Origin of the sequence: Serratia sp. CY32780 (assembly GCF_052169135.1) — a bacterium.
GTDB lineage: Bacteria > Pseudomonadota > Gammaproteobacteria > Enterobacterales > Enterobacteriaceae > Serratia > Serratia sarumanii.
Genome location: NZ_JBJNLI010000001.1, coordinates 1,032,369 through 1,056,726 on the forward strand (window position 1 = coordinate 1,032,369; position 24,358 = coordinate 1,056,726).

At 59.7% G+C, this 24,358-nt stretch carries 26 protein-coding genes; 10 read left to right on the top strand and 16 right to left on the bottom strand.

Translation table 11 applies throughout. The features are described 5' to 3' along the window. Positions 1-106 precede the first annotated feature (106 nt). Entirely contained in the window at positions 107-1,795 is a 1,689-nt protein-coding gene (gene leuA, locus ACJ8HH_RS05035; RefSeq protein WP_060428479.1) for a 2-isopropylmalate synthase, read from the top strand. On the opposite strand, the gene ACJ8HH_RS05040 is transcribed toward leuA, so the two are convergent. Further along, positions 1,746-2,546 carry an AraC family transcriptional regulator gene (locus ACJ8HH_RS05040; RefSeq protein WP_060451461.1) on the bottom strand — a complete coding sequence of 267 codons (801 nt, stop codon included), beginning with the start codon at positions 2,544-2,546 and terminating at the stop codon, positions 1,746-1,748. The genes leuA and ACJ8HH_RS05040 overlap by 50 nt on opposite strands. A 134-nt stretch (positions 2,547-2,680) precedes the next feature. On the opposite strand from ACJ8HH_RS05040, the gene ACJ8HH_RS05045 reads away from it, so the two are divergent. The 4 genes from ACJ8HH_RS05045 to ACJ8HH_RS05060 are packed head-to-tail and all read left to right on the top strand — an operon-like array spanning position 2,681 to position 4,241. Then, on the top strand, positions 2,681-2,998 hold the full coding sequence (locus tag ACJ8HH_RS05045; RefSeq protein ID WP_033638023.1) for an ArsR/SmtB family transcription factor: 318 nt from the start codon (positions 2,681-2,683) through the stop codon (positions 2,996-2,998). Continuing rightward, complete coding sequence (locus ACJ8HH_RS05050) at positions 2,988-3,422, top strand: YeeE/YedE family protein (RefSeq protein WP_047568091.1); 435 nt, start codon at positions 2,988-2,990, stop codon at positions 3,420-3,422. The genes ACJ8HH_RS05045 and ACJ8HH_RS05050 overlap by 11 nt, the downstream gene beginning before the upstream one ends. Position 3,423: 1 nt before the next feature. Then, positions 3,424-3,852, top strand: coding sequence for a YeeE/YedE family protein (locus ACJ8HH_RS05055; RefSeq protein ID WP_049195120.1), 429 nt, complete (start codon positions 3,424-3,426; stop codon positions 3,850-3,852). Beyond that, positions 3,843-4,241 (top strand): VOC family protein, encoded by a 399-nt coding sequence (locus tag ACJ8HH_RS05060; RefSeq protein WP_060451462.1) that lies wholly within the window; start codon positions 3,843-3,845, stop codon positions 4,239-4,241. The genes ACJ8HH_RS05055 and ACJ8HH_RS05060 overlap by 10 nt, the downstream gene beginning before the upstream one ends. Positions 4,242-4,292: 51 nt before the next feature. Here the strand turns inward: ACJ8HH_RS05060 and ACJ8HH_RS05065 are convergent, their stop codons facing one another. The 4 genes from ACJ8HH_RS05065 to ACJ8HH_RS05080 form a co-directional block, all read right to left on the bottom strand. Next, entirely contained in the window at positions 4,293-5,846 is a 1,554-nt protein-coding gene (locus tag ACJ8HH_RS05065) for a peptide MFS transporter (RefSeq protein ID WP_033638027.1), read from the bottom strand. A 474-nt stretch (positions 5,847-6,320) separates the two neighbouring features. Beyond that, entirely contained in the window at positions 6,321-7,559 is a 1,239-nt protein-coding gene (mdtG, locus tag ACJ8HH_RS05070) for a multidrug efflux MFS transporter MdtG (protein ID WP_060426377.1), read from the bottom strand. A gap of 201 nt (positions 7,560-7,760) precedes the next feature. Beyond that, complete coding sequence (locus ACJ8HH_RS05075) at positions 7,761-8,045, bottom strand: YciI family protein (RefSeq protein ID WP_060451463.1); 285 nt, start codon at positions 8,043-8,045, stop codon at positions 7,761-7,763. A gap of 101 nt (positions 8,046-8,146) precedes the next feature. Then, positions 8,147-9,067: a Kdo(2)-lipid IV(A) acyltransferase gene (locus ACJ8HH_RS05080; RefSeq protein WP_060451464.1), complete on the bottom strand. Its 921-nt coding sequence runs from the start codon at positions 9,065-9,067 to the stop codon at positions 8,147-8,149. Positions 9,068-9,328: 261 nt separating this feature from the next. On the opposite strand from ACJ8HH_RS05080, the gene ACJ8HH_RS05085 reads away from it, so the two are divergent. Continuing rightward, the gene (locus ACJ8HH_RS05085; RefSeq protein ID WP_033638031.1) at positions 9,329-9,487 is read left to right on the top strand and encodes a hypothetical protein; all 159 of its coding nucleotides are present in this window, start codon (positions 9,329-9,331) and stop codon (positions 9,485-9,487) included. A gap of 119 nt (positions 9,488-9,606) precedes the next feature. Next, positions 9,607-10,674 (top strand): oxygen-dependent tRNA uridine(34) hydroxylase TrhO, encoded by a 1,068-nt coding sequence (gene trhO, locus ACJ8HH_RS05090; RefSeq protein ID WP_033646457.1) that lies wholly within the window; start codon positions 9,607-9,609, stop codon positions 10,672-10,674. Positions 10,675-10,719: 45 nt separating this feature from the next. Here the strand turns inward: trhO and ACJ8HH_RS05095 are convergent, their stop codons facing one another. Both ACJ8HH_RS05095 and ACJ8HH_RS05100 read right to left on the bottom strand, forming a co-directional pair. Further along, a complete protein-coding gene (locus tag ACJ8HH_RS05095) occupies positions 10,720-11,298 on the bottom strand; it encodes a YceI family protein (RefSeq protein WP_016928208.1) in 579 nt (192 codons plus the stop codon). A 23-nt stretch (positions 11,299-11,321) separates the two neighbouring features. Next, a complete protein-coding gene (locus ACJ8HH_RS05100; protein WP_004927830.1) occupies positions 11,322-11,876 on the bottom strand; it encodes a cytochrome b in 555 nt (184 codons plus the stop codon). A gap of 442 nt (positions 11,877-12,318) precedes the next feature. Between ACJ8HH_RS05100 and ACJ8HH_RS05105 the strand changes: the two genes are divergently transcribed. Next, positions 12,319-13,377, top strand: a complete 1,059-nt coding sequence (locus ACJ8HH_RS05105) for an AI-2E family transporter (RefSeq protein WP_033646455.1) — start codon at positions 12,319-12,321, stop codon at positions 13,375-13,377. Here ACJ8HH_RS05105 and ACJ8HH_RS05110 read toward each other — a convergent pair. From ACJ8HH_RS05110 to pyrC, 8 genes are all read right to left on the bottom strand, one after another. Next, positions 13,325-14,329 (bottom strand): zinc-dependent alcohol dehydrogenase family protein, encoded by a 1,005-nt coding sequence (locus ACJ8HH_RS05110; protein WP_033646454.1) that lies wholly within the window; start codon positions 14,327-14,329, stop codon positions 13,325-13,327. The genes ACJ8HH_RS05105 and ACJ8HH_RS05110 overlap by 53 nt on opposite strands. Before the next feature lie 3 nt (positions 14,330-14,332). Beyond that, a complete protein-coding gene (locus tag ACJ8HH_RS05115) occupies positions 14,333-14,449 on the bottom strand; it encodes a DUF2770 family protein (protein ID WP_033638034.1) in 117 nt (38 codons plus the stop codon). Positions 14,450-14,571: 122 nt separating this feature from the next. Then, positions 14,572-15,198 carry a LuxR C-terminal-related transcriptional regulator gene (locus tag ACJ8HH_RS05120; RefSeq protein ID WP_033655066.1) on the bottom strand — a complete coding sequence of 209 codons (627 nt, stop codon included), beginning with the start codon at positions 15,196-15,198 and terminating at the stop codon, positions 14,572-14,574. Between the two features lie 216 nt (positions 15,199-15,414). Beyond that, positions 15,415-16,530, bottom strand: coding sequence for an N-methyl-L-tryptophan oxidase (gene solA, locus ACJ8HH_RS05125; protein WP_060443334.1), 1,116 nt, complete (start codon positions 16,528-16,530; stop codon positions 15,415-15,417). Positions 16,531-16,671: 141 nt separating this feature from the next. Continuing rightward, the gene (gene bssS / locus ACJ8HH_RS05130; RefSeq protein ID WP_004927812.1) at positions 16,672-16,926 is read right to left on the bottom strand and encodes a biofilm formation regulator BssS; all 255 of its coding nucleotides are present in this window, start codon (positions 16,924-16,926) and stop codon (positions 16,672-16,674) included. A gap of 201 nt (positions 16,927-17,127) precedes the next feature. Beyond that, complete coding sequence (locus tag ACJ8HH_RS05135; protein WP_033646451.1) at positions 17,128-17,406, bottom strand: hypothetical protein; 279 nt, start codon at positions 17,404-17,406, stop codon at positions 17,128-17,130. Between the two features lie 130 nt (positions 17,407-17,536). Continuing rightward, a complete protein-coding gene (gene dinI / locus ACJ8HH_RS05140; protein ID WP_033638037.1) occupies positions 17,537-17,776 on the bottom strand; it encodes a DNA damage-inducible protein I in 240 nt (79 codons plus the stop codon). Positions 17,777-17,851: 75 nt separating this feature from the next. Continuing rightward, entirely contained in the window at positions 17,852-18,898 is a 1,047-nt protein-coding gene (pyrC, locus tag ACJ8HH_RS05145; RefSeq protein WP_033655064.1) for a dihydroorotase, read from the bottom strand. A 213-nt stretch (positions 18,899-19,111) separates the two neighbouring features. Between pyrC and ACJ8HH_RS05150 the strand changes: the two genes are divergently transcribed. Continuing rightward, positions 19,112-19,399: a putative quinol monooxygenase gene (locus ACJ8HH_RS05150; RefSeq protein WP_033647446.1), complete on the top strand. Its 288-nt coding sequence runs from the start codon at positions 19,112-19,114 to the stop codon at positions 19,397-19,399. A gap of 61 nt (positions 19,400-19,460) precedes the next feature. On the opposite strand, the gene rne is transcribed toward ACJ8HH_RS05150, so the two are convergent. Continuing rightward, positions 19,461-22,844 carry a ribonuclease E gene (rne, locus tag ACJ8HH_RS05155; RefSeq protein WP_072274554.1) on the bottom strand — a complete coding sequence of 1,128 codons (3,384 nt, stop codon included), beginning with the start codon at positions 22,842-22,844 and terminating at the stop codon, positions 19,461-19,463. Positions 22,845-23,396: 552 nt separating this feature from the next. Between rne and rluC the strand changes: the two genes are divergently transcribed. Next, complete coding sequence (gene rluC, locus ACJ8HH_RS05160) at positions 23,397-24,356, top strand: 23S rRNA pseudouridine(955/2504/2580) synthase RluC (protein WP_060451466.1); 960 nt, start codon at positions 23,397-23,399, stop codon at positions 24,354-24,356. Positions 24,357-24,358 lie beyond the last annotated feature (2 nt).

Below are 24,358 nucleotides of genomic sequence, written 5' to 3' on the forward strand. Positions count from 1 at the left end.
TTTTTGTTGTCCGCATTGCGACGATGGTTGTCCGCAAAGCGGGAGAAGAGGCGGCGAGGGCGGGAAATAATGGCGTTATCGTTCATTCAGGCGTCAGGAGAAGCCCATGTTAATCGACCCTTCAAGCAAATATCGACCCTTCCCGCCGGTGGCGTTGCCGGACCGCCAATGGCCTGCGCGTACGCTGCGGCAGGCGCCGCGCTGGTGCTCCAGCGATCTGCGCGACGGTAACCAGGCGCTGGCGGAGCCGATGGATAACGCGCGCAAGCGCGAGTTCTATCAATTGCTGTTGCAGTGTGGTTTCAAAGAAATTGAAGTGGCTTTCCCTTCGGCGTCGCAAACGGATTTCGATTTTGTGCGCACGCTGATTGACGAGCAGCTGATCCCGGACGACGTCACGATTCAGGTGCTGACGCAGTCGCGCGACGATCTGATCGACCGCACCTTCGAGGCGCTGCAGGGGGCGCCACGGGCTATCGTGCATCTGTACAACGCCACGGCGCCGATGTTTCGCGACATCGTGTTCCGCCAGGATAAGGCCGCCACCGTGGCGCTGGCGGTGAACGGCGCGCGGCGCATTCGCCGGCAGTGCGAGGCACAGCCCGATACCGCCTGGTGCTTCGAGTATTCGCCGGAAACCTTCTGTTTTACTGAATTGGCGTTCGCGCTGGAGATCTGCGAAGCGGTGGCGGCGGTGTGGCAACCGGGGCCGCAGCGGCCGATGATCATCAATCTGCCGGCGACGGTGGAAGTGAGCACGCCCAACGTGTATGCCGATCAGATTGAATGGTTCTGTCGCCACTTCAGCCGCCGCGCCGATGTAACGATCAGCGTGCATCCGCATAACGATCGCGGCACCGGCGTGGCCTGCGCGGAGCTGGCGCTGTTGGCCGGCGCCGATCGGGTCGAAGGCTGCCTGTTCGGCAACGGAGAGCGCACCGGCAATGTCGATCTGGTTACGCTGGCGTTGAATCTCTATACCCAGGGCGTGGCGCCAGGCCTGGACTTCAGCCGCCTGAAGCAGGTGGTGGAGGTGGTGGAGCTGTGCAATCAGCTGCCGGTGCACCCTCGCCATCCTTATGCCGGCGAGTTGGTGTTTACCGCCTTCTCCGGTTCGCATCAGGATGCGATTAAAAAAGGCTTCGCCGCCCAGCGCCAGCGCCAGGATGGCTGGTGGCAGGTGCCTTACCTGCCGCTCGATCCCGCCGATGTCGGCTGCAGCTATGAGGCGGTGATCCGGGTCAACAGCCAGTCCGGCAAAAGCGGGGCCGCCTGGCTGTTGGAACAAAATCACGGGCTGGCGTTGCCGCGCGGTTTGCAGATTGATTTCAGCCAGGTGGTGCAGCGCGCGACCGACGGCAGCGGCAAGGAAATGAGCGGCGCGCAGCTGTGGCGCTTATTCCGCGACACCTACGGGCTGGTGGAGCAACCGCACTTGCAGCTGCTGAGCTACCAGACGGAAAGCCACGGCGTAGAGGCCTACAGCTTCAATGCGCGGGTTGCCTGTGAGGGAGAGCCGCTGCGGCTGCAGGGCGCCGGCAATGGCCTGCTTTCCAGCGCGGTGGATGCGCTGCGCCAGCGCTTCGGCTTGCCGCTGGCGATCGAGGATTACCACGAACATACGCTGGGGCACCAGAGCGACAGCCGGGCGGTGGCCTATATTCGCTGCTCGTTGCCGCAGGGTGAGGCGACCTACGGCGTTGGCATCGACGTCGACTCCGCCAGCGCCTCGCTGCAGGCGCTGCTCAACGTCGCCGGGCGCTATCTGGCGTCAACGTCGGCGCGGCCGGGCTGAAATAGTCGCTGGGCGCGACCCCCAGCACCCGGCGAAACATGGCGCTGAACGCGCTGGGGCTGTCATAGCCGAGATCCAGCGCCACTTCCAACACCGAGCGGCCGGTCGCCAGCGCGTTCAGCGCCGCCAGCAAACGGGCGCGTCGCACCCAATCGCTAAAATGCAGCCCGGTTTCGCGCTGGAAGCGCCGCGACAGGGTGCGTCCGCTGACGCTGAGATGAGCGGCCGCCTGTTCCAGCGTCCAGGGCTGCGCCAGCGTAGCCTGGATATGGTGGCACAGGGCGAGCAGCGATGCCTCACGCGGTTCAGGCAGGTGCAGCGGCAGGATCGGCAGCATCCGCAACTCATCCAGAATCAGTTCCATGACGCGCTCATCGCGTCCGCCGCTCGGGTAATCGGGCGCAATCTCCATCGCACAGATAATCAACTCGCGCAGCAGCGGAGAAACCTGCACCACCAGGCACTGGGCCGGCAGATCGGCGCGCGCCAGCGGATCGACGAACAGCGTCCTGGCCGCCACCTGGCCGGTAATGCGCAGACTGTGCACCACCTTAGCCGGCACCCAGACGCCGCGGCCGGGCGGCACCACCCAACTGCCGAGCCGGGTCGTGACCTGCACCACGCCGCTCAGGCTGTGAATCAGCTGCGCGCAGTGATGGTAGTGATCCGGCTCGCTGTCGCCGTGGCGATAATCCTTGGCCAACGGCCGGACAGGCTGGTCGGGCGGCAGAACGTCGTGAAACAACAGCATCGTAAGCAGGCTCCGCGCGGCAAAAGGGGGAAGACAGCATGCCATGCGGCGCTGTTTCACACCAGTCTGTGGCGCGGTACGGCGAAATGGTTTATAAAATAATATTATATAATTTTATAAATTGATGGGGGGCAATGGATATTGACGCGATGCGCAAGGCGGCGGCGCAGGCCGGTGCGATGCTGCGTACCTTGGGCAATGAAGATCGGCTGCTGCTGCTGTGCCGGCTCAGCCAGGGCGAGATGGCGGTGAGCGAGCTGGCGCAGGCACTGGATATCCGCCAGCCGACGCTGTCCCAGCAGCTTGGCGTGCTGCGCGAGGAGGGATTGGTCTCCACCCGACGCGCCGGCAAGCAGATTTACTATGCGGTGGCCGATGCCAAAGCGCTGGCGCTGCTCCATACCCTATATCAACTCTATTGCCCACAGCCGGAGAACCGCGATGACCATTGACTGGCAACACTTCACGCCGTATTCCGCGCTGGCGGGCGGAGCCATTATCGGCGCAGCGGTGGCGCTGCTGCTGCTGTTCAACGGCCGAATCGCCGGCATCAGCGGCATTACCGGCGGTTTATTGAGCGCGGGTGGCCGCGAGCGGGGCTGGCGCGCCGCATTTCTTGGCGGGTTACTGATTTCCCCCTGGCTGTATGCTGCCGCAGCGGCTTTGCCGTCTGCTGAGATCGCGGCCGGCAGCGGCGGGCTGGCGGTAGCTGGGCTGTTGGTGGGGGTGGGGACACGATTGGGCAGCGGTTGCACCAGCGGGCACGGCGTGTGCGGCGTCGCGCGGCTGGCGCCGCGTTCGCTGGCCGCCACGGCGGTGTTTATGCTGCTGGGTTTTATGACCGTGTGGCTGATGCGCCACCTGCTGGGAGGGTGAGATGTTTAAATCCCTGTTGGCGCTGCTGAGCGGCGTGATTTTCGGTCTGGGGCTGATCGTCGCCGGTATGGCCAATCCGGCCAAAGTGTTGGCGTTTCTCGACGTTACCGGCCAGTGGGATCCTTCGCTGGCGCTGGTGATGGTTGGGGCGATCGCGGTGGCGGCGCCGGCCTTCTTGTGGGCGCGGCGACGCGAGCGGAGCCTGTTGGGCGAACCGCTGCAGATCCCGGCCGCCGGGCGTGCGGATCGCCGTTTGCTGGCGGGCAGCGCGCTGTTCGGCGTCGGTTGGGGCATCGCGGGCATTTGCCCTGGCCCCGCCTGGGTGTTGGCGGGGGCGGAGATACAGCGGGTATGGCCGTTCCTGCTGGCGATGCTGGCGGGCATGGCGCTGTATGAGATTATCATGAGGCGGAGGCGTACATGTCGATAGCCAAGGCGGTGTTGCGCATCGCGCGCCCGACCGATCGGTTGCAAGAGATTGCCGCGCTGTATTGTCGCGGGCTGGGGTTCGAAAAGCTGAGCGAGTTTGTCGATCATCAGGGCTTTGACGGCATAATGATCGGCCATCCGCAGCATGCCTACCATCTGGAGTTCACGCAGCATCGCGGGGTGCGGGTCGGGCAGGCGCCGACGCAGGATCATCTGCTGGTGTTTTATCTGCCGGATGAGAACGCATGGCGAGCCGCGTGCGAGCGGATGCGGGCGGCGGGATTCCTGGCGGTCACCGCCTATAACCCCTATTGGGATAGGGTGGGGCAAACCTTTGAAGATCCTGACGGCTACCGGGTGGTCCTGCAACATCAGGCCTGGCAAGGATAAAAAAAACCGGCGCCTTGAGCGCCGGTTTGCGAGATAAAAAAGGGGTATCCGTCAGGCGCTGGTCGCCGGTTTCTGCGCGCTCTTGGTCTGGGTATTTTCCAGCATGCGGCGAATCGGCACGATCAGCACGATAAGCACGGCGGCGCAGATCAGCAGCGCGACTGAGCAGCGAGCGAACAGATCCGGCAGCATATCCAGTTGGTCGGCCTTGACGTGACCGCCGATCAGACCGGCCGCCAGGTTGCCCAGCGCGCTGGCGCAGAACCACAGCCCCATCATTTGCCCGCGCATTCTCTCCGGCGCCAGCAGCGTCATGGTGGCAAGGCCGATCGGGCTCAGGCACAGCTCACCCAGCGTCAGCATCAGGATACTGCCCACCAGCCACATCGGCGATACGCCGGCGCCGCCGTTGCTCAGCACATTTTGCGCGGCCAGCATCATCAGGCCGAAACCGCCGGCGGCGCACAGGATACCGATCACGAACTTGGTAATGCTGCTCGGGCGCACGTTATTGCGCGCCAGCGCAGGCCAGGCCCAGCTGAACACCGGCGCCAGCAGGATGATGAACAGGGCGTTGATCGACTGGAACCACACCGCCGGGATCTCGAAGCCGCCGACCATGCGATTGGTGTAATCGTTGGCGAACAGGTTGAACGAGGTCGGTTTCTGTTCAAACGCCGACCAGAAGAACGCGGCGGAGATCAGCAGGATAAAGCACACCAGCAGGCGAGCGCGCTCTTTGCGGCTCAGGCCGGCAAAGGCGAACAGATAGATGAAGTACAGGGTGACCGACGCGGCGATCACGTACACCAGCACGCTGGCTACTTCGACCGGGTTGATGACGATGGTGCCCTGAGCGATCAGCACGATGACCGCAGCCAGGCCTACCGCCAATGCCAGCAGCCAGGCGCCGACGCCTTTTTTCTTCGCGACCGGGCTGTTCCAGGTGGAATCCAGGCCCACTTCGCGGTCATAGCGTTTCATCGCCGGGACGGCGAACACGCGGAAGATCACCAGCGCCACCAGCATCCCGATACCGCCGATGCCGAAGCCCCAGTGCCAGCCGTGTGACTTGATCAGCCAGCCGGAGATCAACGGGGCGATGAACGAACCGATGTTGATGCCCATGTAGAACAGCGAGAAACCGCCGTCGCGGCGCGCATCGCCTTTCTTGTACAGCGTGCCGACCATCACCGAGATACAGGTCTTGAACAGGCCGGAACCGAGCACGATGAACATCAGGCCGATGAAGAACAGGTTGGTGCCCATCACCGCGGACAGGGCGATCGACAGGTGGCCGAGGGCGATCAGAATCGAACCGTACCAAACGGCCTTGCGTTGGCCGAGCCAGTTGTCCGCCAGCCAGCCGCCCGGCAGCGCCGCCAGGTACATGCTGCCGGCGAAGATGCCGACGATCGCCGACGCGTTCTCGCGCGCCAGACCCAGACCGCCGTCGTATACGGTGGCGGCCATAAACAGGATCAGCAGCGGACGGATGCCGTAGAACGAAAAGCGCTCCCACATTTCGGTGAAGAACAGAGAACCCAGCGGATAGGGATGGCCGAAGAAGGTCCGGCTTTCTGACTTATTGACAGAGGATTGCATAACGATTTCCCAATAAAAAGGCGCTGCATGGCTGCAGCCCGTACTGTGGTTGTATGTGTATTTAATGAAGGCGATCCGCCCAATGCGGATTACCTGACAAAACCGCGGCTGCAACGCTGATAAACCGTGGAAAGCGTGCTGACCTTTTCTTCACTTGGCCGATGGTTCACATCTGGCGTGATATTATTTAACCATTTGATAACTGGTCGTTGGTTTTGTCTAGTACCTGTATCCCATTTTTTAGACGAAAAGTCGACAAGCATCTCCTTTTCTGGTTTTTCTGTTGGTTGTGGCAGGAATATGATTGACAGCGGGTTTTATGCGCTGAAGGTTAATTAATTGTTGATAAACAAGATGTTGAAGTAAGAATGTTCCGAGTGGGGCGAAAATTCGCCGGCCCGCAGGAAGCATTATTAAAAGTAGGGGAAACGCGAGGTTGATCCGGCCAATCGCGGAAATTGGCGATAAATGCAGCTATTGCTCTTCCTGCAGGGTGTCTTCCCGCATGTAGCCCGGCCGCCGCCGCAGACACCACCAGGAATAACCGGCGTTGAACAGCACCACCAAAGCGGTGACGGCGAAGACCGCGCGAAAACCGTAGCCGGCGGAGACCGCGGCGCCGAGCAGCGGGCCGCTGACGTTGCCGACGTCGCGGAACGACTGGTTGTAGCTGAAAATTCGGCCGGCGACCTGATTGGTGCAGTTATAAATCAACAGCGTCTGTACCGCCGGCAGCAGCGCGCCGTCGGCTGCCCCCAGCAGAAAGCGCAGTACGCCGAGCTGCCACGGCGTTTGCACGAACGCCATCGGGATCAGCAGCAGCACCGAGACGATCAGCATAAAGACCAGAATGCGTTCCGGGCCGATGCGATCGCCCAGTTTGCCCAGCCGTGGGGCGCTCATCAATGCCGCGACGCCGGGCACCGAGGCGATCAGCCCGCTGATAAACGCCAGATTATGGGTCGCGCCGGCCAGATCGCGCACATACAGCGTCAGGATCGGGGCAATTGAGCCGGTGGCGATCTGGATGATCATGGTGGTGACGAACAGGCTGAGCACCAGCTTCGGGTTCTTCAGCGAGGCGAACACCTGTTTTGCGTGCAACATGTCGCGCTTTTGCACCGGGGTGAATTGCTCTTTGACATACAGCAGCGTCAGCACGAAGCAGACGAACAGCACCGCGGCGGTGATATAAAACACCGGACGCAGGCCGTACAGATCGGCCAGCAGGCCGCCGATCAGCGGGCCGACCAGCGCACCGCCGACGCCGCCGGTAGACAGGGTGCCGAGCGCCCAGCCGCTGCGGTTGCGCGGCACCTGGGTGGCGATCAGCGCGTTGGCGTTGGGTATGAACCCGCCAAGCAACCCCAGCACCGCCCGCAGCGCGAGAAACTGCCAGACCGTTTGCGCCATGCCCATCAGCACCATGACGATCGCCATGCCCAACGCCGAGCGCAGCAGCATCAGTTTACGGCCGCGTCGGTCGGCCAGGGCGCCCCAGAACGGCGCGGCGATAGCGGAAAACAGGAAGGTAATGCTGAACAGTAGACCGGACCATATGTTGAGCGCCTGATGGCCGGTTACGCCCAGGGTCTCGACGTACAGCGGCAGAAACGGCATCACCAGGCTGAAGGCGGCGCCGGTGAGAAAGCACCCTACCCAGGCGACGAAAAGGTTGCGTTTCCAGTTAACGGGTTCTGCTGCCGAAGCCATAAATGTCCATTGCCGAAAGGTGACGCGTTTTGCCGGCGGCAAAAAGATGAGGGGCAAAACGTGAAAGTTAGCCTGATAAGTATGCGCCGCCGGCGCGGCGACGGCAAACCAGAGGACGGGAATAGGGCAAAAAATGAAATAAAGTTTTAAAAATGACGCTTAAACCTTATTCCGCGCTTGGCGCGCGGAATTTTCAGCGTTTTATAGGCCGGCCAGCGCCTCGAAACCGGCGGCGGTGGTGGTGGCGCTAAAGTCAGTGACCTCGTAGTGAGCCACGGCGTTGAACGGATCTTCGGCCAGGATGGCGTCCAGCCGCGCGCGCTCAATGCCCTTGGCCAGGATCACGCCGCCGGTGCGGGGATTCTTGCGGCCGGAGGCGATGAAGGTGCCGTCCTGAAAATATTTCTTAAGCCAGGCGATGTGCCCGTCAAGGTGGCTGTCGACGTCGGCGATCGAGCGATGGTAGGTCAGGCTGACAATGTACATGGCGGCTCCGGGGTTGGTGGCAAAGGCTTTACCATCCCACCCTCGCCGTCGATTCTCAAGAGGCGCGCAATAAAAAACCCGCCGGCGGCGGGTTTGCTTTATCAGTAGAGCGAAGGCTCGCTTTCCGGGCGGGTCTTGAAGCGGCGATGCAGCCACATGTATTGATCCGGCGCCATCAGGATCTCTTTTTCCACCACTTTATTCATAAAGGCGGCGGCATCGAGTTCGTTATCCAGCGGGAAGTTTTCCACCGCCGGCTGCATGATCAGCTCATAGCCTTTGCCGTCCGGCAGGCGGCGCGGGGTGAACGGAATGATCGCCGGTTTGCCCATCCGCACCAGCACGTAACTACCGGTGGTGGTGGCGGCTTTGTCTACCGCGAACAGCGGCACGAATACGCTGCTGCGCGGGCCGTAGTCGTGATCCGGCGCATACCAGATGATATCGCCCTGTTTCAGGGCGCGGATCATGCCTTTGATGTCTTTGCGATCCAGCATCGATTTGTTGGAACGCATGCGGCCCCAGGTTTGCAGCCAGTCCATCAGCTTGTTGTCGTGCGGGCGGTAAACGCCGATGCCCGGGTTGTGAATGCCGAAGATGCGCGCGCCCAGCTCCAGCGTCAAAAAGTGCAGGCCAATCAGCAACACGCCCTGCTGGTTGTCACGCGCCTTTTGGATGTGCTCCAGGCCGCTGACCTTGAACCAGCGCTCGATGCGCCAGTTGGGCCAGAACCACGCCATGCCGGTTTCAAACAGCCCCATGCCGACCGATTCGAAATTCTTTACCACCAGCGCATCGCGTTCGGCCTGCGGCATGTCGGGAAAACAGAGCTCGAGGTTACGCTGGGCGATAGCGACGCGTCGCTTGAGAAAGCGCATGGAAAATCGCCCAATCGAGGTGCCGAGCCAGTAGATGACGGGATAAGGCAGCAACACCAGCAGATACAGCAAGCCGATGCCGACCCAGGTCAGCCAGTAGCGCGGGTGCAATAAGGAACGATTGAAAGTAGGAACTTGAGTCATGGGTTCTCTGTTTGAATACGGTTGTTTAAGTGTAATGACAGAGTCATAGCATGGTCTGGCAGCCGGGTGAGCTCGGCGGCAAGGTTCGTTTCTGCCGTTTGTTTGCGACTATTGTGGCATTTTTCTGGCGATCCGGGGAAACACAACGCATTAAAATCCCTTTTTGGGCGTTAAACATGCATCGAATGCCGAATTTTTCCACAATCTTTCCTGCCAAAGATAATGGCGATATTATTGCTGGTAATTATTCAGAGGGTAAATATGTTGGCACCATGGATCAGTGCGGGGCTGCTGGTTTTGGGCGCGGCGGTCGGCAGCGTCGGCGCGCATCTGCAGGTGAACGCGATATTGGCGCTCGCCGGCGTGATGATGGCGCTCGGTATGCTGGCTTCCGCGTTTACCGAAGGCGGCGGACGCTGAACGGGGCGTTTGCGCCAGGGCTGCGCGGCGGCGGTTTTTCGGGTATGATGTGCGCCGCGCGCGGGCCGGCAGGCTGCGCGCGATGATCAGTCACCTCCCGAAAGACAGGAAAGTACACCATGCCAGTGTTACATAACCGAATTTCTAATGAGGAACTGAAGGCGCGCATGCTGGCGGAAACCGAGCCGCGCACCACAGTTTCTTTTTACAAATATTTCTCCATCGACGATCCCAAAGCGTTTCGCGACAGCCTGTACGTTCAGTTCGAAAAATTGAAGGTGTTCGGCCGCATCTACGTGGCGAAAGAGGGCATCAACGCGCAGATCAGCGTGCCGCAGCATAACTTCGACGCGTTCAAAGCCGCGCTGTTCGCCTCGCACCCGGCGCTGGATCAGGTTCGCCTGAATATCGCGCTCGAAGACGACGGCAAATCCTTCTGGGTGCTGCGCCTCAAGGTGCGCGAGCGCATCGTGGCCGACGGCATCGATGACGAGAGCTTTGACCCAAGCAACGTCGGCGAATATCTGCAGGCCGATCGCGTCAATCAGATGATCGACGATCCGAATACGGTGTTCGTCGATATGCGCAACCACTATGAGTACGAAGTCGGTCACTTCGAAAACGCCATCGAGGTGCCGTCGGATACCTTCCGCGATCAGCTGCCGATGGCGGTGGAGATGCTGCAGGACAGCAAAGACAAAAACATCGTCATGTACTGCACCGGCGGCATTCGCTGTGAAAAAGCCAGCGCCTATATGCTGCACAACGGCTTTAAAAACATCTACCACGTGGAAGGCGGGATCATCGAGTACGCCCGCAAAGCGAAAGAGCAGGGGCTGCCGCTGAAGTTTATCGGCAAAAACTTCGTGTTCGATGAGCGCATGGGCGAGCGCATTTCCGACGATGTGATCGCCAACTGCCACCAGTGCGGGGCGCCGTGCGACACCCACACCAACTGCAAAAACGACGGCTGCCACCTGCTGTTCATTCAGTGCCCGAGCTGCGCCGCCAAGTTTGAAGGGTGCTGCAGTGAAATTTGCCGCGAAGAGCTGAAGCTGCCGCGCGAAGAGCAGCGCGCGCGCCGTGCCGGCCGTGAAAACGGCGTCAAGATCTTCAATAAGTCGAAAGGCCTGTTGCAGACTACGATGCACATTCCGGCACCGGAAGAAGAAGGCCCAGCCCGTTGAGCCGGAGGAAATGAGAAGCCCGGCCGCCAAGCCGGGCTTTTTTACTTATTTCTCGCGCACGCCTTCTACGGAGATGATCAGCTCAACGTCTTGCGATGCCGGGCCCAGATCGGTGGTGATGCCGAAATCTTTCAGCTTGATCTTGCCGTTGGCTTCAAAGCCGGCGCGGTAGCCGCCCCACGGATCGTTGCCCTGGCCAATCAGTTTGGCGTCCAGCGTAACCGGTTTGGTCACGCCGTTCAGCGTCAGGTTGCCGACCACTGCATAACCGTCGCCGCTTTTCTTCACTTCGGTGGATTCAAACTTGGCCTGCTTGTTCTTCTCCACGTTGAGGAACTCGGCGCTGCGCAGGTGCTTGTCGCGCTCGGCGTGGTTGGTGTCGACGCTGGCGGTATTGATGGTCACGTTGACTTTGTCCTTGGACGGATCTTTTTCGTCGAAGGTGAAGCCGCCGTCGAAGTCTTTAAAACTGCCGTACAGCCAGCTGTAACCCAGGTGCTGGATGCGGAACTCGATAAAGGCGTGCTGGCCCTGTTTGTCGATCTTGTAGTCCGCCGCCAGTGCGGAACCGGCGCTCAGCAGCAGGGCGCCTGCGGTCAGGCCCAATACGGTCTTTTTCAACATAGCAATCTCCATAAATCCAAAGGTTAATCGGCGCTGCTACCCAGCATCCGTTTCAAAGTGACATCACGATCGATAAAGTGATGTTTAAGCGCGGCCAGCCCGTGCAGTACCGAGAGCACTACCACGGCCCAGGCCAGGTAAAGGTGTATGGCGCCGGCGGTGTCGGCCTGTTCCGCCATGCCGGTCACGGTGGCGGGCACGTCGAACCAGCCGAATACGCTGATCGGTTGGCCGTCGGCGGTCGAGATCAGATAGCCGCTGATCAGAATGCCGAACAGCACGGCATACAGCGCCAGATGCGCGAGAATGGCGCTGACGCGAGTGAGGCGGCCATAGCTGGCCAGAGGCTTGGGCGGCGGCGAGACAAAGCGCCAGATCACGCGGATCACCATCACGATGAACAGCAGCGTGCCGATGCTTTTGTGGATCTCCGGCGCCTGGTGGTACCAGACGTCGTAATAGCCCAGCGTGACCATCCACAGGCCGAGGGCGAACATGCCGTACACCGTCAGCGCCACCAGCCAGTGGATCAACACTGACACATGGCCGAAACGATCGGCGGTATTTTTCCAGAGCATCCTGTTTCCTTCGATTACCGATTGGCTGGCTGCAATAATTAAACTTTAGGAAACATAAAATCAATAATAAATTTAACTATGTTACTTCTTAGAAATATTAGTCAGTGAATTTGTTTGAGATGTTCGGAGTTCATCAGATAAATCGTTGAAGATGATATGATTTCTTTCACGTGGCGATTATGCTAGTTGTTGAAAATTAGGCTTATTATCTATTAATGTCAGCTTTTGTTATTTTACGTAAACCGTTTATGGATTGCTGGGCGGGATTATTGGTTGGCAAAGGTTATGCCTATTTCTTGCGGCGAAGAGCAGGGCGGAAAGATTAAATTATTCGAACGGTTACGCTAAATCCTCTGCGGCGTGACGGCCGACTTTGCTACCATTAGCGCCAAGAGTCGGCTCTTTGTGGCCGGTTAACCCAGTGAAATAACAAGGAAACGTCATGGGCCGAACCCGAGTAACCGACAGCAGCCTGCGTTTGGCCGTCCTGTTGGCGATGTTGGTGATCATTTTGGCCGGGGTGAAAGCCGCCGCCGACATCGTGGTGCCGTTTCTACTGGCGGTATTCCTCGCCATGGTGCTGAACCCGCTGGTGACGATGCTGGAACGCCGCCGGGTGCCGCGCATCCTTGGGGTGACGCTGCTGGTGACGGCGGTGATCGTGGTCGTGATGCTGTTTATCGGCATGCTGGGCGCTTCGCTGAACGAGTTCGCCCGCTCGCTGCCGCAGTACCGCGGCATGATGATCGAGAAACTGCGCGAGCTGCAGCATTACGCCGATCGCTTCAATATCAGCCTCTCCAGCGAAGCGATGCTGCAGTATGTCGATCCCAGCGCGGCGATGAATCTGGTTACCCGCATGCTGGGGCACCTGTCTGGCGCCATGACCAACGTCTTCCTGCTGCTGATGACCGTGGTGTTTATGCTGTTTGAAGTGCAACTGCTGCCTTATAAGCTGCAGCAGGCGTTGGATAAGCCGAACGAAGGCCTCGCCGCGATGCGGCGGGCGCTGGACGGCGTGACGCGCTATCTGGTGATTAAAACCATCATCAGCCTGGCCACCGGCGTGATCGTCTGGATCTTCCTGGCGGCGGTCGGCGTGCGCTTCGCCTTTATCTGGGGGCTGCTGGCGTTTCTGCTCAACTATATCCCCAATATCGGCTCGGTATTGGCCGCCATTCCACCGTTGATTCAGGCGCTGCTGTTCAACGGATTGGGCGATGCGCTGGTGGTGGCGGGCGGCTTTATCGCTGTCAACATGGTGATCGGCAATATCCTCGAACCGCGGGTAATGGGGCGCGGGCTGGGGTTGTCGACGCTGGTGGTGTTCCTGTCGCTGATCTTTTGGGGTTGGCTGCTCGGCCCGGTGGGCATGTTGCTGTCGGTGCCGCTGACGATCGTGGCGCGCATCGCGCTGGAGACCACCGAGGGCGGCTATCGGCTGGCGGTTATCCTGGGGGACGGCCGCCCGCCGCGCCAGCCTCCGGCGGCGCCGGAGTAAGGAAGATTTTTCCGCTGACACCGGGCTGCGCGGCGTGTTGCAGCGCCGCTGCGTACTGATGCAGAGGGTAAATCGCGGCGGGCGGGCGCAGCGCCAGCTGGCCGCGGCGCAGCAGCTGGAATAGCTGATAAAACGCCGTTTGCCACTGCGCCGGCGCCGCCTGCGCATTCCATTTACGCAGGTGGAACAGCGAAGCGCGCAGCTTTAACTCATCCACTACGCGCCGCCAGTCCACCTGGCGCCCGCCTAAAAGGCCCAGCGCCACGAAATCGCCGCCGGAGCGAACCGCTCGTGCCAGCTGCAATCCGTCTTCTCCGCCGATGCAGTCGATGGCGGCGCGGGCGCCAAAATGGGGCATTTGCGCCAGCTGCGGCGCTTCGATAACGCGCCAGGCGCCGGCGGCCAGCAGCGCCTGGCGATGGGCGGCGTTGCGCACCACCACCGCCAGACGAATACCACGCAGCGCCGTCAGCTGCGCCAACAGCAGGCTAACGGCGGAGCCGCCGCCGTTGAGCAGCAGCACGTCGCCGGCGTTGAGCGGCAGCCATTGCGTCAGCAACACCCAGCAGGTGAGCGGGTTGATGTAAATCTGCGCCGCGTCGTTGTCGTCGATGTCGTCCGGCACCCACACCACCCGATCCTCAGGCAGCGTGACGAAGGTTTGCCAGCTGCCGTCACCCGCTACCGCCAGCGCGCGTCGGCCGGTCGAGCGCCCGCTCTGCGGATCGACGATGACGCCTGCGCCTTCATAGCCCGGCACCTGCGGCAGGGCGATACGGTGCGCGTATTGGCCGTGAATCGGGATCAGGTCGGAAGGATTGATCGGGGCATAGCGCATCTGCAGCAGCAGCCGGCCGGGGCGCAGCGGCGGCCTGTTCACCTGCTGCAGCGTCAGCACCTGGGCGGGATCGCCGAAGCGGTTGAAGCTCAATCGGGGAAATGACGACGGCATGGGTTACAGTACGAAGAAAAAGTAGACATCCAGCGCCAGCAGCACCAGCCACAGGCAAAGATACAGCACCAGGTGCTCACGCACGTTGTTGACGATAGCCGCCAGTATTCGGTTTAACATTTCAGCCGCCAGAAGAAAGAGACCTTTGATTATAGTCCTTTTCTCGGCGTCTTTTATAGCGCGCCGCGCATGAGCGCTGGAAGAATGGCGATAAAAAAGCCTGCGTTATCGCAGGCTTGATGTCATACCGCCAGCAGCGCCAACGGCGTCGAGTTCGTTGGTGTGTTCGGCGGGTAGAAATAACGCAGTACGTTATACAACGAGTAGAACTCCAGCCGGTTGCGCGCGTTGATCTTCTCCGTGATGTGCCGCTTGTGCACGTACACCGTATGCGAGCTAATTTGCAGTTTTTTCGCGATGCGGTAGTTGGGCATCTCCGCCATCCAATATTTCATCACCGTCAGTTCCTGCGGGCTGAACAGGGAACGCTCTTCGCCGTCATCGGCCAGCGCCAGCGGATTTTCGCGCAGCGTGCGTAAGGTGAGCGGCAGAATGCTTTTATTGAACAGAAACGCGTTATCGGCGATGCGCATTGGCGTTTCGCTATAAGGGTAAGGCGTATCGAGATAGATAAACATCAAGGCAGACTGGCTGGCCTCCATAAACGCCAGCAGCTGTGCGTCCGCTTCGTTATAGCGGCACTGATTGCTGAGGTTCACCAGAATGTGGCTCGGCTGAAAGCTGGCCAACAGCGGCGTAGCGTACTCAATGCTGTGGCAGCACTTGATCGTCGTAATCCCACTATCAGCAAAGTAGCTGGCTATACCGACCCGGGTGAAGCAGCATTCGTCCACGACAAGTAGTTTCATGGTGACGTCCTTGTTGAAAGCCGATGGAGCATATCTTCTGTAAAATAGGACTTACACTGCAAGTGTTCAATTCGGAAATTCAACTGCTGAATGCAAGAAATTTCCGTTATAAGAATTTTTACTTGGTATTTAAAAGAGTTAGCAGGTTAAGAAATTGTAACCGTCGGATTTCGCTGCCCAGGGCTCGACGGGAACCAGGACAGCGACAGCCTTCGCTTAGCTAAATCGTTTCAGACCAAAGCTGGAGACGTCGACCGGCGGCGCTTTGTCCTGCGCGAACAGCGCGGCAATCTCGCCCAGTGCGCTGGCGAACTTGAAGCCGTGGCCGCTCAATCCGCTGATGACCATCAGACGATCGCACTCCGGCAGGGTGTCGATAATAAAGTCTTCGTCGGGGCTCATGTCATAACTGCAGGCTTCGCCGTGTAAACATACGCCTACACCCGGCAAAAACTGCCGCAGGAAGGTGAAGACTTCGGTACCGTCGCTGGCGTGGCTGCCGAAAGGTTTACGCTGCTCGGGGGCATCCATCGGCTGGCCACCGTCGTGTTTGCCCACTTTCAGGCCGTCGTTATCCGCCGGGAAGCCGTAATAGTGCGTGCCGTCTTGCGCTTCAACGGTAAAGGCCGGGAAGCGATTGTTCACGCTGTAGCGGCCATCCGCCTGATGCCAGGAGAATACCTTGCGCAATGGCGCAACCGGCAGCTGCGGCAACAGCGCTTTCACCCAGGTGCCGGCGGTGACCACGGCTTTTCGCGCGGTGAAACGCCCTTCGCCGGTGACGACTGCAACGCCGCCATCGATAGGCTCCACCGCGCTGACCGGGCAGTTGAACAACTGGCTGCAGCCGGCCTCTTTCGCCAGCTTGATCAGGCTGGCCACCGCCAGTTCGGAACGCAGGAAGCCGGCGTCCGGCTCGAAAACGCCGACGTAACCTTCCGGCGTGCGGAATTCCGGCCAGCGTTGAGCGATTTGTTCGGCGCTGAGGGTTTGCGCGTTCAGGCGGAATTTCTGCGCGCTCTGCTGAGCATTGCGAATGAATTCGGAGTGCTGCGGCCCCAGGTTGAGTACGCCGCACGACTGGAACAGTTCCTCGCCGGATTGCTGAATCAGCGCATTCCACAACGCCTGCGCGCGCAGCACCAGCGGCACGTACTTTTCACCTTCGCCGTAAGCGTGACGGATGATGCGGGTATCGCCGTGATGGCTGCCGTTGCGGTGCGGGGGAATGGCGCTGTCGATCATCAGCACTTTCAAGCCGGCGCGGGTTGCGTAATACCCTGCCGCTGCGCCGACTGAACCGCTGCCCACCACAATCAAATCATATTCCACGTGCCGACCCTCTCTGATAGCGATTTCTTATCGCCCCATGATAAAAGGTTGGCGGGCGCAATGCACTGATTGAACGGCGAAGGGCAAAGAAAAAGGCGCCGGGAATGGGGCGCGGCGCCTTAGGGGTTAGGGGACGATGAATCAATGTTTTCTGCGATCAAGATCCTGATAATCCGTAGCTTCAATCTTGGCGATGCCGGCCTCTAAGATATTGATTAATTGACGGGCGACATCTGTGGTCAGCCAAAGCGTTCTGTCTACTTGGGCTTCTTCGGGCGTTTGGTCTAGTGAAGACAGGTAATGAAGGCGTATCATCATGGCGTCGTAAACGTCGACAGTACTGATATCCCAACCGACAAGCGGGTGCGTCTGAATTACTTCATCATTTCTGTCCATAAAGACCCCTTATTGAGTAGTAACTACCGTGAGTGACTAACGAGGATCAATGCGGCTCATCATCATGAGAGCAATTACAGTATACGCATCCGCTTTCATCGGTGGAGGGGGTTGTCACCAAAATTTGCAAAATAAATATTTATTTGAGCAATTATTCTACAAATTTGTATGTGTTGCAGTGGGTGAGTACAGCGCGGCGCGTTATTCCGCGTCGGCAGGTGGTGATGCACCATACAGACATTTTTCCAGCTCTTCGGCCAAATGGGCGAAATGCTTTTGCGTTTCGGCGTCGCGATTCTGGCTGTGCGATTCCAGCTTCAGGCTGTGGATCAGCCGCTGGTTGGCTTTGTCATCCAGGCTGAAGGCCAGATAAGAGAAAGCCACTTCCAGTACGTTCAAGCGCCTTTTCTGATCGGCAATCAACGCCAGCAGTTCGCCAAACGTCATTGCGTCTTCGGATTTCACCTTGTCCGGGGCCATGCTTACTCCTTTGCGTTAAATACAGCGCTGAGGCGGATTTTGTTCCAGAGTAAGGGTAAGCGATGAATGGGCTGGGCGCCAGAAACAAAAAAGCCGGAGAGCGACCCCCGGCAAAAACAGCATTGCAGTGTTATTCTGCGCTGAACCACTCGTCCGCGCTTTCCCAGGTTTCCTGAAGGATTTCCTCGATCAGATCCCGGTCGGTTTTGGCGCCCCCCAGCACGGAGAGCCCGTTGGCGCCGGCATAACGTACGTGCACGACGGCGTCTGGAAACTGGCGATTGACCCGTTTGCCCAGTTCACCGGTCAGCGCCTCAATGGCGCCCGACGGCAGCGGCCGGGTTTTATCTATAGTGACTTCAACACGCATAATTGCCCCCGAAGCGATTTACTGTTTATTTATACAGCTAGCCGACTGCGGGGGCAAGAGGGCGAAGAAAAAATATCAGTCTTTCAGCGACCAGTTCAGGGTTTCACCGGCCAGGAAGGGGATCACGGATTCATTGCCCAGGGCGATCTCTTCCGGCTGGGTGGTCGACACGCGCTGCAGCTCGATGAAGTCTTCGTTGAGCGGCAGGCCATAGAAACGCGGGCCGTTGAGCGAGCAGAAGGCCTCAAAGTGCGCCAGCGCGCCGAGCTGTTCGAACACCGCGGCGTAAGCCGGGATGGCATTCGGCGCGTTGAAACAGCCGGCGCAGCCGCAGCTGGACTCTTTGCGATGCTTGAGGTGCGGCGCGGAGTCGGTACCGAGGAAGAAACGATCCGAGCCGCTGGCGACCGCCTGACGCAGCGCTTCCTGATGGACATTGCGCTTGAGGATCGGCAGGCAGAACAGGTGTGGGCGAATGCCGCCGACCAGCATGTGGTTGCGGTTGAACATCAGGTGCTGCGGCGTGATGGTGGCGCCGAGGAAACGATTGCCTGCCTGCACATATTGCGCCGCTTCTTTGGTGGTGATGTGCTCGAAGACGATCTTCAGCTCCGGGAACTGCTGGCGGATCGGTTCCATCACCTGCTCGATAAAGCGCGCCTCGCGGTCGAAGATATCGACGGCAGGGTCGGTCACTTCGCCGTGGATCAGCAAAGGCATGCCGATTTTTTGCATCTGTTCGAACAGCGGGTAAATGCCGGTCACGTCGCTGACGCCGTGGCTGGAGTTGGTGGTGGCGTTGGCCGGATACAGCTTGGCGGCAGTAAACACCCCTTGCTCAAAGCCGTTGACCAGTTCACTGGCCGCCAGGGAGTTGGTCAGATAGCAGGTCATCAGCGGAGTGAAGTTGTGGCCCTGCGGGACCGCCGCCAAAATGCGATCGCGGTAGGCGCGCGCGGCGGCCACGGTCGTTACGGGCGGAACCAGGTTCGGCATCACGATCGCCCGGCCAAATACCTGGCTGGTATAGGGCACCACCGTTTTCAGCATCTCGTCGTCACGCAGGTGGATATGCCAGTCGTCTGGGCGGCGGATTTTCAGAACTTGAGGTTGTGCGGTCATCTAGCTAGGCTCCGGCGGTCAAATACGTCTAATGAAAAGCGAATAATGGGTTTATTCACGCCGGGGTGTAAGGATAAGCGGAAAGCGCCTGAGATGCATCTGTTTGTTGGCGACAAGTTGAAATCAATAGCGCGGCGGGCGCATAGTAACAGGGATTTCAACGATGCCGACGCCAATACCGTCGACCTTCATCAAGTGGAAAGGGAGAAAGCAATGGAAGTACGCGTTATCGCCACCCTGCAAGCGAAAGCGGGATTTGAAGACGCCGTCAGCGAAGCGGTGCACGACATTCTCGAGCCGAGCCGCCAGGAGTTGGGCAACCTGCAATATGATTTGCATCGCGATCTGGAAAAGCCGGGCGTTTTCGTGTTCTTTGAGCGTTGGGCCAGCAGCGAAGCGCTGGATAAGCATAATGAGACGGCGCATTTTCAGCAGTTCGTCAGCCGGCTTGACGGCAAGTTGGATGTTTTAGACATCAAAAAACTGAAAAAGATAGCCTGAGCCTTTTTGCAGGTAAGAAAAAACCCGCCGATGGCGGGTTTTTTTAGAGCTGCAGATTAACTTATTCGTTAACCGGCTGCGGCTTGGTGGCCGGCGCGGTGGCCTGGCTCACCGCCGAATGGCCGCCTGCCGAGCCTTTGCCTTCAAAGTTGAAGGAAGGGCGCTGCCAGTCGCTGTGCTTGCGTTCTTCCGGCACGTAGGCCGGCGCAGGCGCTTTGGTCATCGGCGCAGTGGCTATGTGTTTGTACAGTACGTCCTGCACGGCTTTCACCGGTGTCGGCTGCTGAGCAACCACTGGCGCAGGTTCTGCGGCGATTGGCGCCGGGGCTTTTTCGACCGGAGCGGCTTCCACGGCGGCTGGCGAAGGCGCTGCTTCTGCCACTGGCGTTTCTTCCGCTTGCGCAGCTTCTGCCGGCGCAGCGTCGACCACAGGCTCGTCTTCCACCGGCTTGGCTTCAACCACAGGTTCTGCCGCAACGGTTTCAGCTACCGGCTCGGCTTCCACTGCCGGGGCAGTCTCTTCCGCTTTCGGTTCTTCAACTGCGGCAGGTGCCGGCGCGGCTTCCACCGGCGCCGAGGTTTCCTCGGCCGGGGTGGCAACGACAGGCGCTACGGCTGCAGCCTCTTCCGTTACGGTAACGGCCGCAGTTTCAACGGTGGCTTCTGGTGCCGGCTCGTTGACGCTGGCCGCAGCCTGAGTTTCTTCCACGGCAATGCTGTGCTGTTCAACCGCTGCGGCGACAACCGGTGCCGCTGCCTGTTCTACTTCTACTACGGCTTCGGCCTGCACTTCGGCTTCTTCAACCTGAGCAACCGGGTAGCTTACCCAGACTTTGCCCGATGCCATTTCCGGCGAAGCGAACGCGCCCGCCAGCGGCATTGGGGACTGCAGCGGGTAACGCTCATCGCGGTAACGACGGCGACGCTGGCCGCTGACGCGCAGGTGGCGCGGTGAACGACGGGAACGGCGCGGCATGCCTTCGCCGTTGCCGCGGTTTTCGCCCTGGGCATCGTCTTCCGGCTGTGCGGCAACGGTTTCCGGCAGCAGCTTGACGCTGTCGTCGGCGGTCGGCTGCGCGACTTCGGCTTTCGCTACCGGCGCTTTCGGCGCCAACAGCTCTTCCGCTGCACGCTGCAGTTCTTCTTCCGCGGACAGGATGCGCACCTTCTGCGACAGAGGGCGGCGCTGGCGGCGCTGCATGTTCTGCTGCTGGCGTTCTTCCTGCTCTTCGTCGGTGCTCTCGACAGCTTCAACGCTTTCCAGCGCTTTCACTTCCTGCTGCGCCTGACGTTTTTCTTCCTGACGACGACGCTGGCGTTCAGCACGCTGCTCACGGCGTTGCTGCTGATCTTCGCGCGGCGCTTTAGCGCTGTCTTCCGAGGCGGTTTCCTCCGCTACCGGCGCGTTCTGCTGCTGGTTGCGGCGGTTACGGCGCTGTTCATCGCGGGATTCACGCGATTCACGGCCTTCGCGATTCTCACGCGGCTCACGGTTGTCGCGCTCGCGATTGTCACGGCCTTCACCGCGCTCTTTACGCTCGCCGCGTTCCGGACGGTCGCCACGCTCACCGCGCTCTTTACGGCCGGTGCCTTGGCGACGCTGACCGCGACGATCCTGACGACGGTTTTCACCGTTGCTTTCCGCCTTCGGCGTTTCGGCCGGTTTGGTTTCTTCGACGGCAGGTTGTTCCTCACCGGCGAACAGGCTCTTCAGACCACCGAACAGGCGGCCCAGGAAGCCCGGCTTGGCGGCGGCCGGCGCTGCGGCTTTAGCTTTGGCGGCGGCAGCGGCAGGCTTGGCCACGGCGACAGGTTCTTCAGCCGGCGGTGGCGCATCGGCGGACAGGGAGAAGGAAGCCAGGGCCGGTTGCTCCGGACGCTTGCGTTCCATCGGCGTGTCTTCCAGCGGGCGCTCCATGTCTTCTTCGTGCAGCTTCGGCAGCAGGTAGCTGAGGGTAGAGGTTTCCTCGCCCTTGCGCACGCGCAGCACCGAGTAGTGCGGGGTTTGCATTTCATCGTTAGGCACGATGACGGCTTTCACACCACCCTGACGTTTTTCGATCGCGCTGACGGATTCGCGCTTTTCATTCAGCAGGTACGAAGCAACCTGAACCGGCACGATAGCGTGAACTTCTTTGGTGTTTTCCTTCAGCGCTTCTTCTTCGATCAGGCGCAGGATGGACAGCGCCAGCGATTCGTTGTCGCGAATGGTGCCGGTGCCGTTACAGCGTGGGCACACGTGGTGGCTGGATTCGCCCAGCGACGGGCTGAGGCGCTGACGGGACATTTCCAGCAGGCCGAAACGGGAAATGCGGCCGATCTGGATGCGCGCGCGGTCTTGGCGCACGGCATCGCGCAGGCGGTTTTCCACTTCGCGCTGGTGGCGAACCGGCGTCATGTCGATGAAGTCGATGACGATCAGGCCGCCAAGGTCACGCAGGCGCAGCTGGCGAGCGATCTCGTCCGCCGCTTCCAGGTTGGTGTTGAACGCCGTCTCTTCGATGTCGCCGCCGCGGGTGGCGCGGGCGGAGTTGATGTCGATGGCGGTCAGCGCTTCGGTGCTGTCGATGACGATCGAGCCGCCGGACGGCAGGCGCACTTCACGCTGGAAGGCGGATTCGATCTGCGATTCGATCTGGTAGTGGCTGAACAGAGGGATTTCACCGCTGTACAGTTTGATTTTGCTGCTGAAATCCGGGCGGCCCAGCGCAGCGATGTGCTCTTTGGCCAGATCGAGAATTTTCGGGTTGTCGATCAGAATTTCGCCGATGTCCGGGCGCAGGTAATCGCGGAAGGCGCGCACGATAACGTTGCTTTCCTGGTGGATCAGGAACGGCGCGGGGCGGCCTTCGGCGGCTTTTTTAATCGCTTCCCAGTGCTTCAGGCGGAAGGAGAGATCCCACTGCAGCGCGTCGGCGGATTTGCCTACGCCCGCGGTGCGAACGATCAGGCCCATGCCGTCCGGCAGTTGCAGCGAGGAGAGCGCTTCTTTCAGCTCGGTGCGATCGTCACCCTCGATGCGGCGGGAAATACCGCCGGCGCGCGGGTTGTTCGGCATCAGCACAAGATAACTGCCCGCGAGACTGATGAAGGTGGTCAAGGCGGCGCCTTTGTTGCCACGTTCTTCTTTGTCTACCTGAACGATGACTTCCTGGCCTTCGCGCAGCACATCTTTGATGTTCGGGCGGCCATGGGAAGAGTAATTGCTAGGGAAGTATTCGCGGGCGATTTCTTTAAGAGGGAGGAAACCATGTCGTTCTGCGCCGTAGTCCACGAACGCTGCTTCAAGACTTGGTTCAATGCGGGTGATTTTGCCTTTGTAAATATTCGCTTTTTTCTGCTCATGACCCGGACTTTCGATATCCAAATCATACAGCCGCTGTCCATCTACGAGGGCAACACGCAACTCTTCCTGCTGAGTTGCGTTAATCAACATTCTTTTCATCTTAACTTACTCGTTATTTTTACATTATCGACAAAGCTGCGGGCAAAATAACCTCATGGCCGGAGTTAAACCGAAAGCCCCGTGTCTTCTCGCAAAGCCGTCAACCTCACGGTTGTCGCCTGCATAGGGGCGCATTATCTCGGTAAGCCTGCTTTTCTTTGTGAAAGACAGCACTTTTACTAGGGGAATAGCCTCTGATTTACGTCGACAGATCTGATTCCATTTGCCGGCCAAGCTGCAACCCGCAGCCCGCTAATTGTTTGATTTCGCATTACGTCTTACGCCATTGCTGCGTTTTTGCGCGATCAGACAAATTTTATAATTCCACCGTTTTCCCTGTTTAACGAGAATCAACGCGGAAAGTGACTGCATTATTCCACTGCTGATGCCGTTATAGCAAGGTGACTTTTCCTTAACTGCGGAAGAAATCGCAAACGTTCAAACCGGCTTGCTGCCTTATTGTCCGCTGGGGTTTCGCCCGCCGTCAGAGAGACAGTTAAGCACAGAAAAAGATGTGGCGCTATTCACGCGCTCTATTTAGAATCCCGCACCATGAAAACGAACAATCCAGCAGTACAATTCATCACGATTTCCGACGACGAAGCCGGTCAGAGAATCGACAACTTTCTGCTCGCTCGCCTGAAAGGCGTGCCGAAGAGCATGATTTACCGCATCGTGCGCAAAGGCGAGGTGCGGGTCAATAAAGGGCGCATCAAGGTCGAATACAAATTGGCGGCCGGCGACGTGGTGCGCGTGCCGCCGGTGCGGGTGGCCGAGCGCGAAGAGACGCCGGTGTCGGCCAAGCTGGATAAGGTAGCTGCGCTGGCCGATTGCATTCTGTATGAAGACGACCACCTGCTGATCCTCAACAAGCCTTCCGGCACCGCGGTGCACGGCGGCAGCGGCCTGAGCTTCGGCGTGATCGAAGGGCTGCGCGCGCTGCGCCCGGAAGCCCGTTTCCTCGAGCTGGTACACCGTCTGGATCGCGATACCTCCGGCGTGCTGCTGGTGGCCAAGAAGCGTTCCGCGCTGCGCTCGCTGCACGAGCAGCTGCGGCTGAAGGGCATGCAGAAGGATTATCTGGCGCTGGTGCGCGGCCAGTGGCAATCCCACTGCAAGACCGTACAGGCGCCGCTGCTGAAAAACATCCTGCAAAGCGGCGAACGCATCGTGCGCGTCAGCAGCGAAGGCAAGCCTTCGGAAACCCGCTTCAAGGTGGAAGAGCGTTACGAATTCGCCACGCTGGTGAAGGCCAGCCCGATCACTGGGCGCACTCACCAGATCCGCGTGCACACGCTGCATGCCGGGCATCCGATCGCCTTTGACGATCGCTATGGCGACCGCGAGTTCGATCGCCAGCTGGCGGGTACCGGCCTGAAGCGGTTGTTCCTGCACGCCGCGGCGCTGCGCTTCGAGCATCCGGCCACCGGCGAAACGATGCGCATCGAAGCGCCGATGGACCAAGAGCTGCGCCACTGCCTGCAGGTGCTGCGCCGGCAGGTGGCCAAGTAATC

Excerpts from the sequence above, each read along its gene's own strand:
- leuA (WP_060428479.1), top strand. The coding sequence starts at position 107 with ATGTTAATCGACCCTTCAAGCAAATATCGACCCTTCCCGCCGGTGGCG.
- ACJ8HH_RS05040 (WP_060451461.1), bottom strand. The coding sequence starts at position 2,546 with ATGCTGTTGTTTCACGACGTTCTGCCGCCCGACCAGCCTGTCCGGCCG.
- ACJ8HH_RS05045 (WP_033638023.1), top strand. The coding sequence starts at position 2,681 with ATGGATATTGACGCGATGCGCAAGGCGGCGGCGCAGGCCGGTGCGATG.
- ACJ8HH_RS05050 (WP_047568091.1), top strand. The coding sequence starts at position 2,988 with ATGACCATTGACTGGCAACACTTCACGCCGTATTCCGCGCTGGCGGGC.
- ACJ8HH_RS05055 (WP_049195120.1), top strand. The coding sequence starts at position 3,424 with ATGTTTAAATCCCTGTTGGCGCTGCTGAGCGGCGTGATTTTCGGTCTG.
- ACJ8HH_RS05060 (WP_060451462.1), top strand. The coding sequence starts at position 3,843 with ATGTCGATAGCCAAGGCGGTGTTGCGCATCGCGCGCCCGACCGATCGG.
- ACJ8HH_RS05065 (WP_033638027.1), bottom strand. The coding sequence starts at position 5,846 with ATGCAATCCTCTGTCAATAAGTCAGAAAGCCGGACCTTCTTCGGCCAT.
- mdtG (WP_060426377.1), bottom strand. The coding sequence starts at position 7,559 with ATGGCTTCGGCAGCAGAACCCGTTAACTGGAAACGCAACCTTTTCGTC.
- ACJ8HH_RS05075 (WP_060451463.1), bottom strand. The coding sequence starts at position 8,045 with ATGTACATTGTCAGCCTGACCTACCATCGCTCGATCGCCGACGTCGAC.
- ACJ8HH_RS05080 (WP_060451464.1), bottom strand. The coding sequence starts at position 9,067 with ATGACTCAAGTTCCTACTTTCAATCGTTCCTTATTGCACCCGCGCTAC.
- ACJ8HH_RS05085 (WP_033638031.1), top strand. The coding sequence starts at position 9,329 with ATGTTGGCACCATGGATCAGTGCGGGGCTGCTGGTTTTGGGCGCGGCG.
- trhO (WP_033646457.1), top strand. The coding sequence starts at position 9,607 with ATGCCAGTGTTACATAACCGAATTTCTAATGAGGAACTGAAGGCGCGC.
- ACJ8HH_RS05095 (WP_016928208.1), bottom strand. The coding sequence starts at position 11,298 with ATGTTGAAAAAGACCGTATTGGGCCTGACCGCAGGCGCCCTGCTGCTG.
- ACJ8HH_RS05100 (WP_004927830.1), bottom strand. The coding sequence starts at position 11,876 with ATGCTCTGGAAAAATACCGCCGATCGTTTCGGCCATGTGTCAGTGTTG.
- ACJ8HH_RS05105 (WP_033646455.1), top strand. The coding sequence starts at position 12,319 with ATGGGCCGAACCCGAGTAACCGACAGCAGCCTGCGTTTGGCCGTCCTG.
- ACJ8HH_RS05110 (WP_033646454.1), bottom strand. The coding sequence starts at position 14,329 with ATGCCGTCGTCATTTCCCCGATTGAGCTTCAACCGCTTCGGCGATCCC.
- ACJ8HH_RS05115 (WP_033638034.1), bottom strand. The coding sequence starts at position 14,449 with ATGTTAAACCGAATACTGGCGGCTATCGTCAACAACGTGCGTGAGCAC.
- ACJ8HH_RS05120 (WP_033655066.1), bottom strand. The coding sequence starts at position 15,198 with ATGAAACTACTTGTCGTGGACGAATGCTGCTTCACCCGGGTCGGTATA.
- bssS (WP_004927812.1), bottom strand. The coding sequence starts at position 16,926 with ATGGACAGAAATGATGAAGTAATTCAGACGCACCCGCTTGTCGGTTGG.
- ACJ8HH_RS05135 (WP_033646451.1), bottom strand. The coding sequence starts at position 17,406 with ATGGCCCCGGACAAGGTGAAATCCGAAGACGCAATGACGTTTGGCGAA.
- dinI (WP_033638037.1), bottom strand. The coding sequence starts at position 17,776 with ATGCGTGTTGAAGTCACTATAGATAAAACCCGGCCGCTGCCGTCGGGC.
- pyrC (WP_033655064.1), bottom strand. The coding sequence starts at position 18,898 with ATGACCGCACAACCTCAAGTTCTGAAAATCCGCCGCCCAGACGACTGG.
- ACJ8HH_RS05150 (WP_033647446.1), top strand. The coding sequence starts at position 19,112 with ATGGAAGTACGCGTTATCGCCACCCTGCAAGCGAAAGCGGGATTTGAA.
- rne (WP_072274554.1), bottom strand. The coding sequence starts at position 22,844 with ATGAAAAGAATGTTGATTAACGCAACTCAGCAGGAAGAGTTGCGTGTT.
- rluC (WP_060451466.1), top strand. The coding sequence starts at position 23,397 with ATGAAAACGAACAATCCAGCAGTACAATTCATCACGATTTCCGACGAC.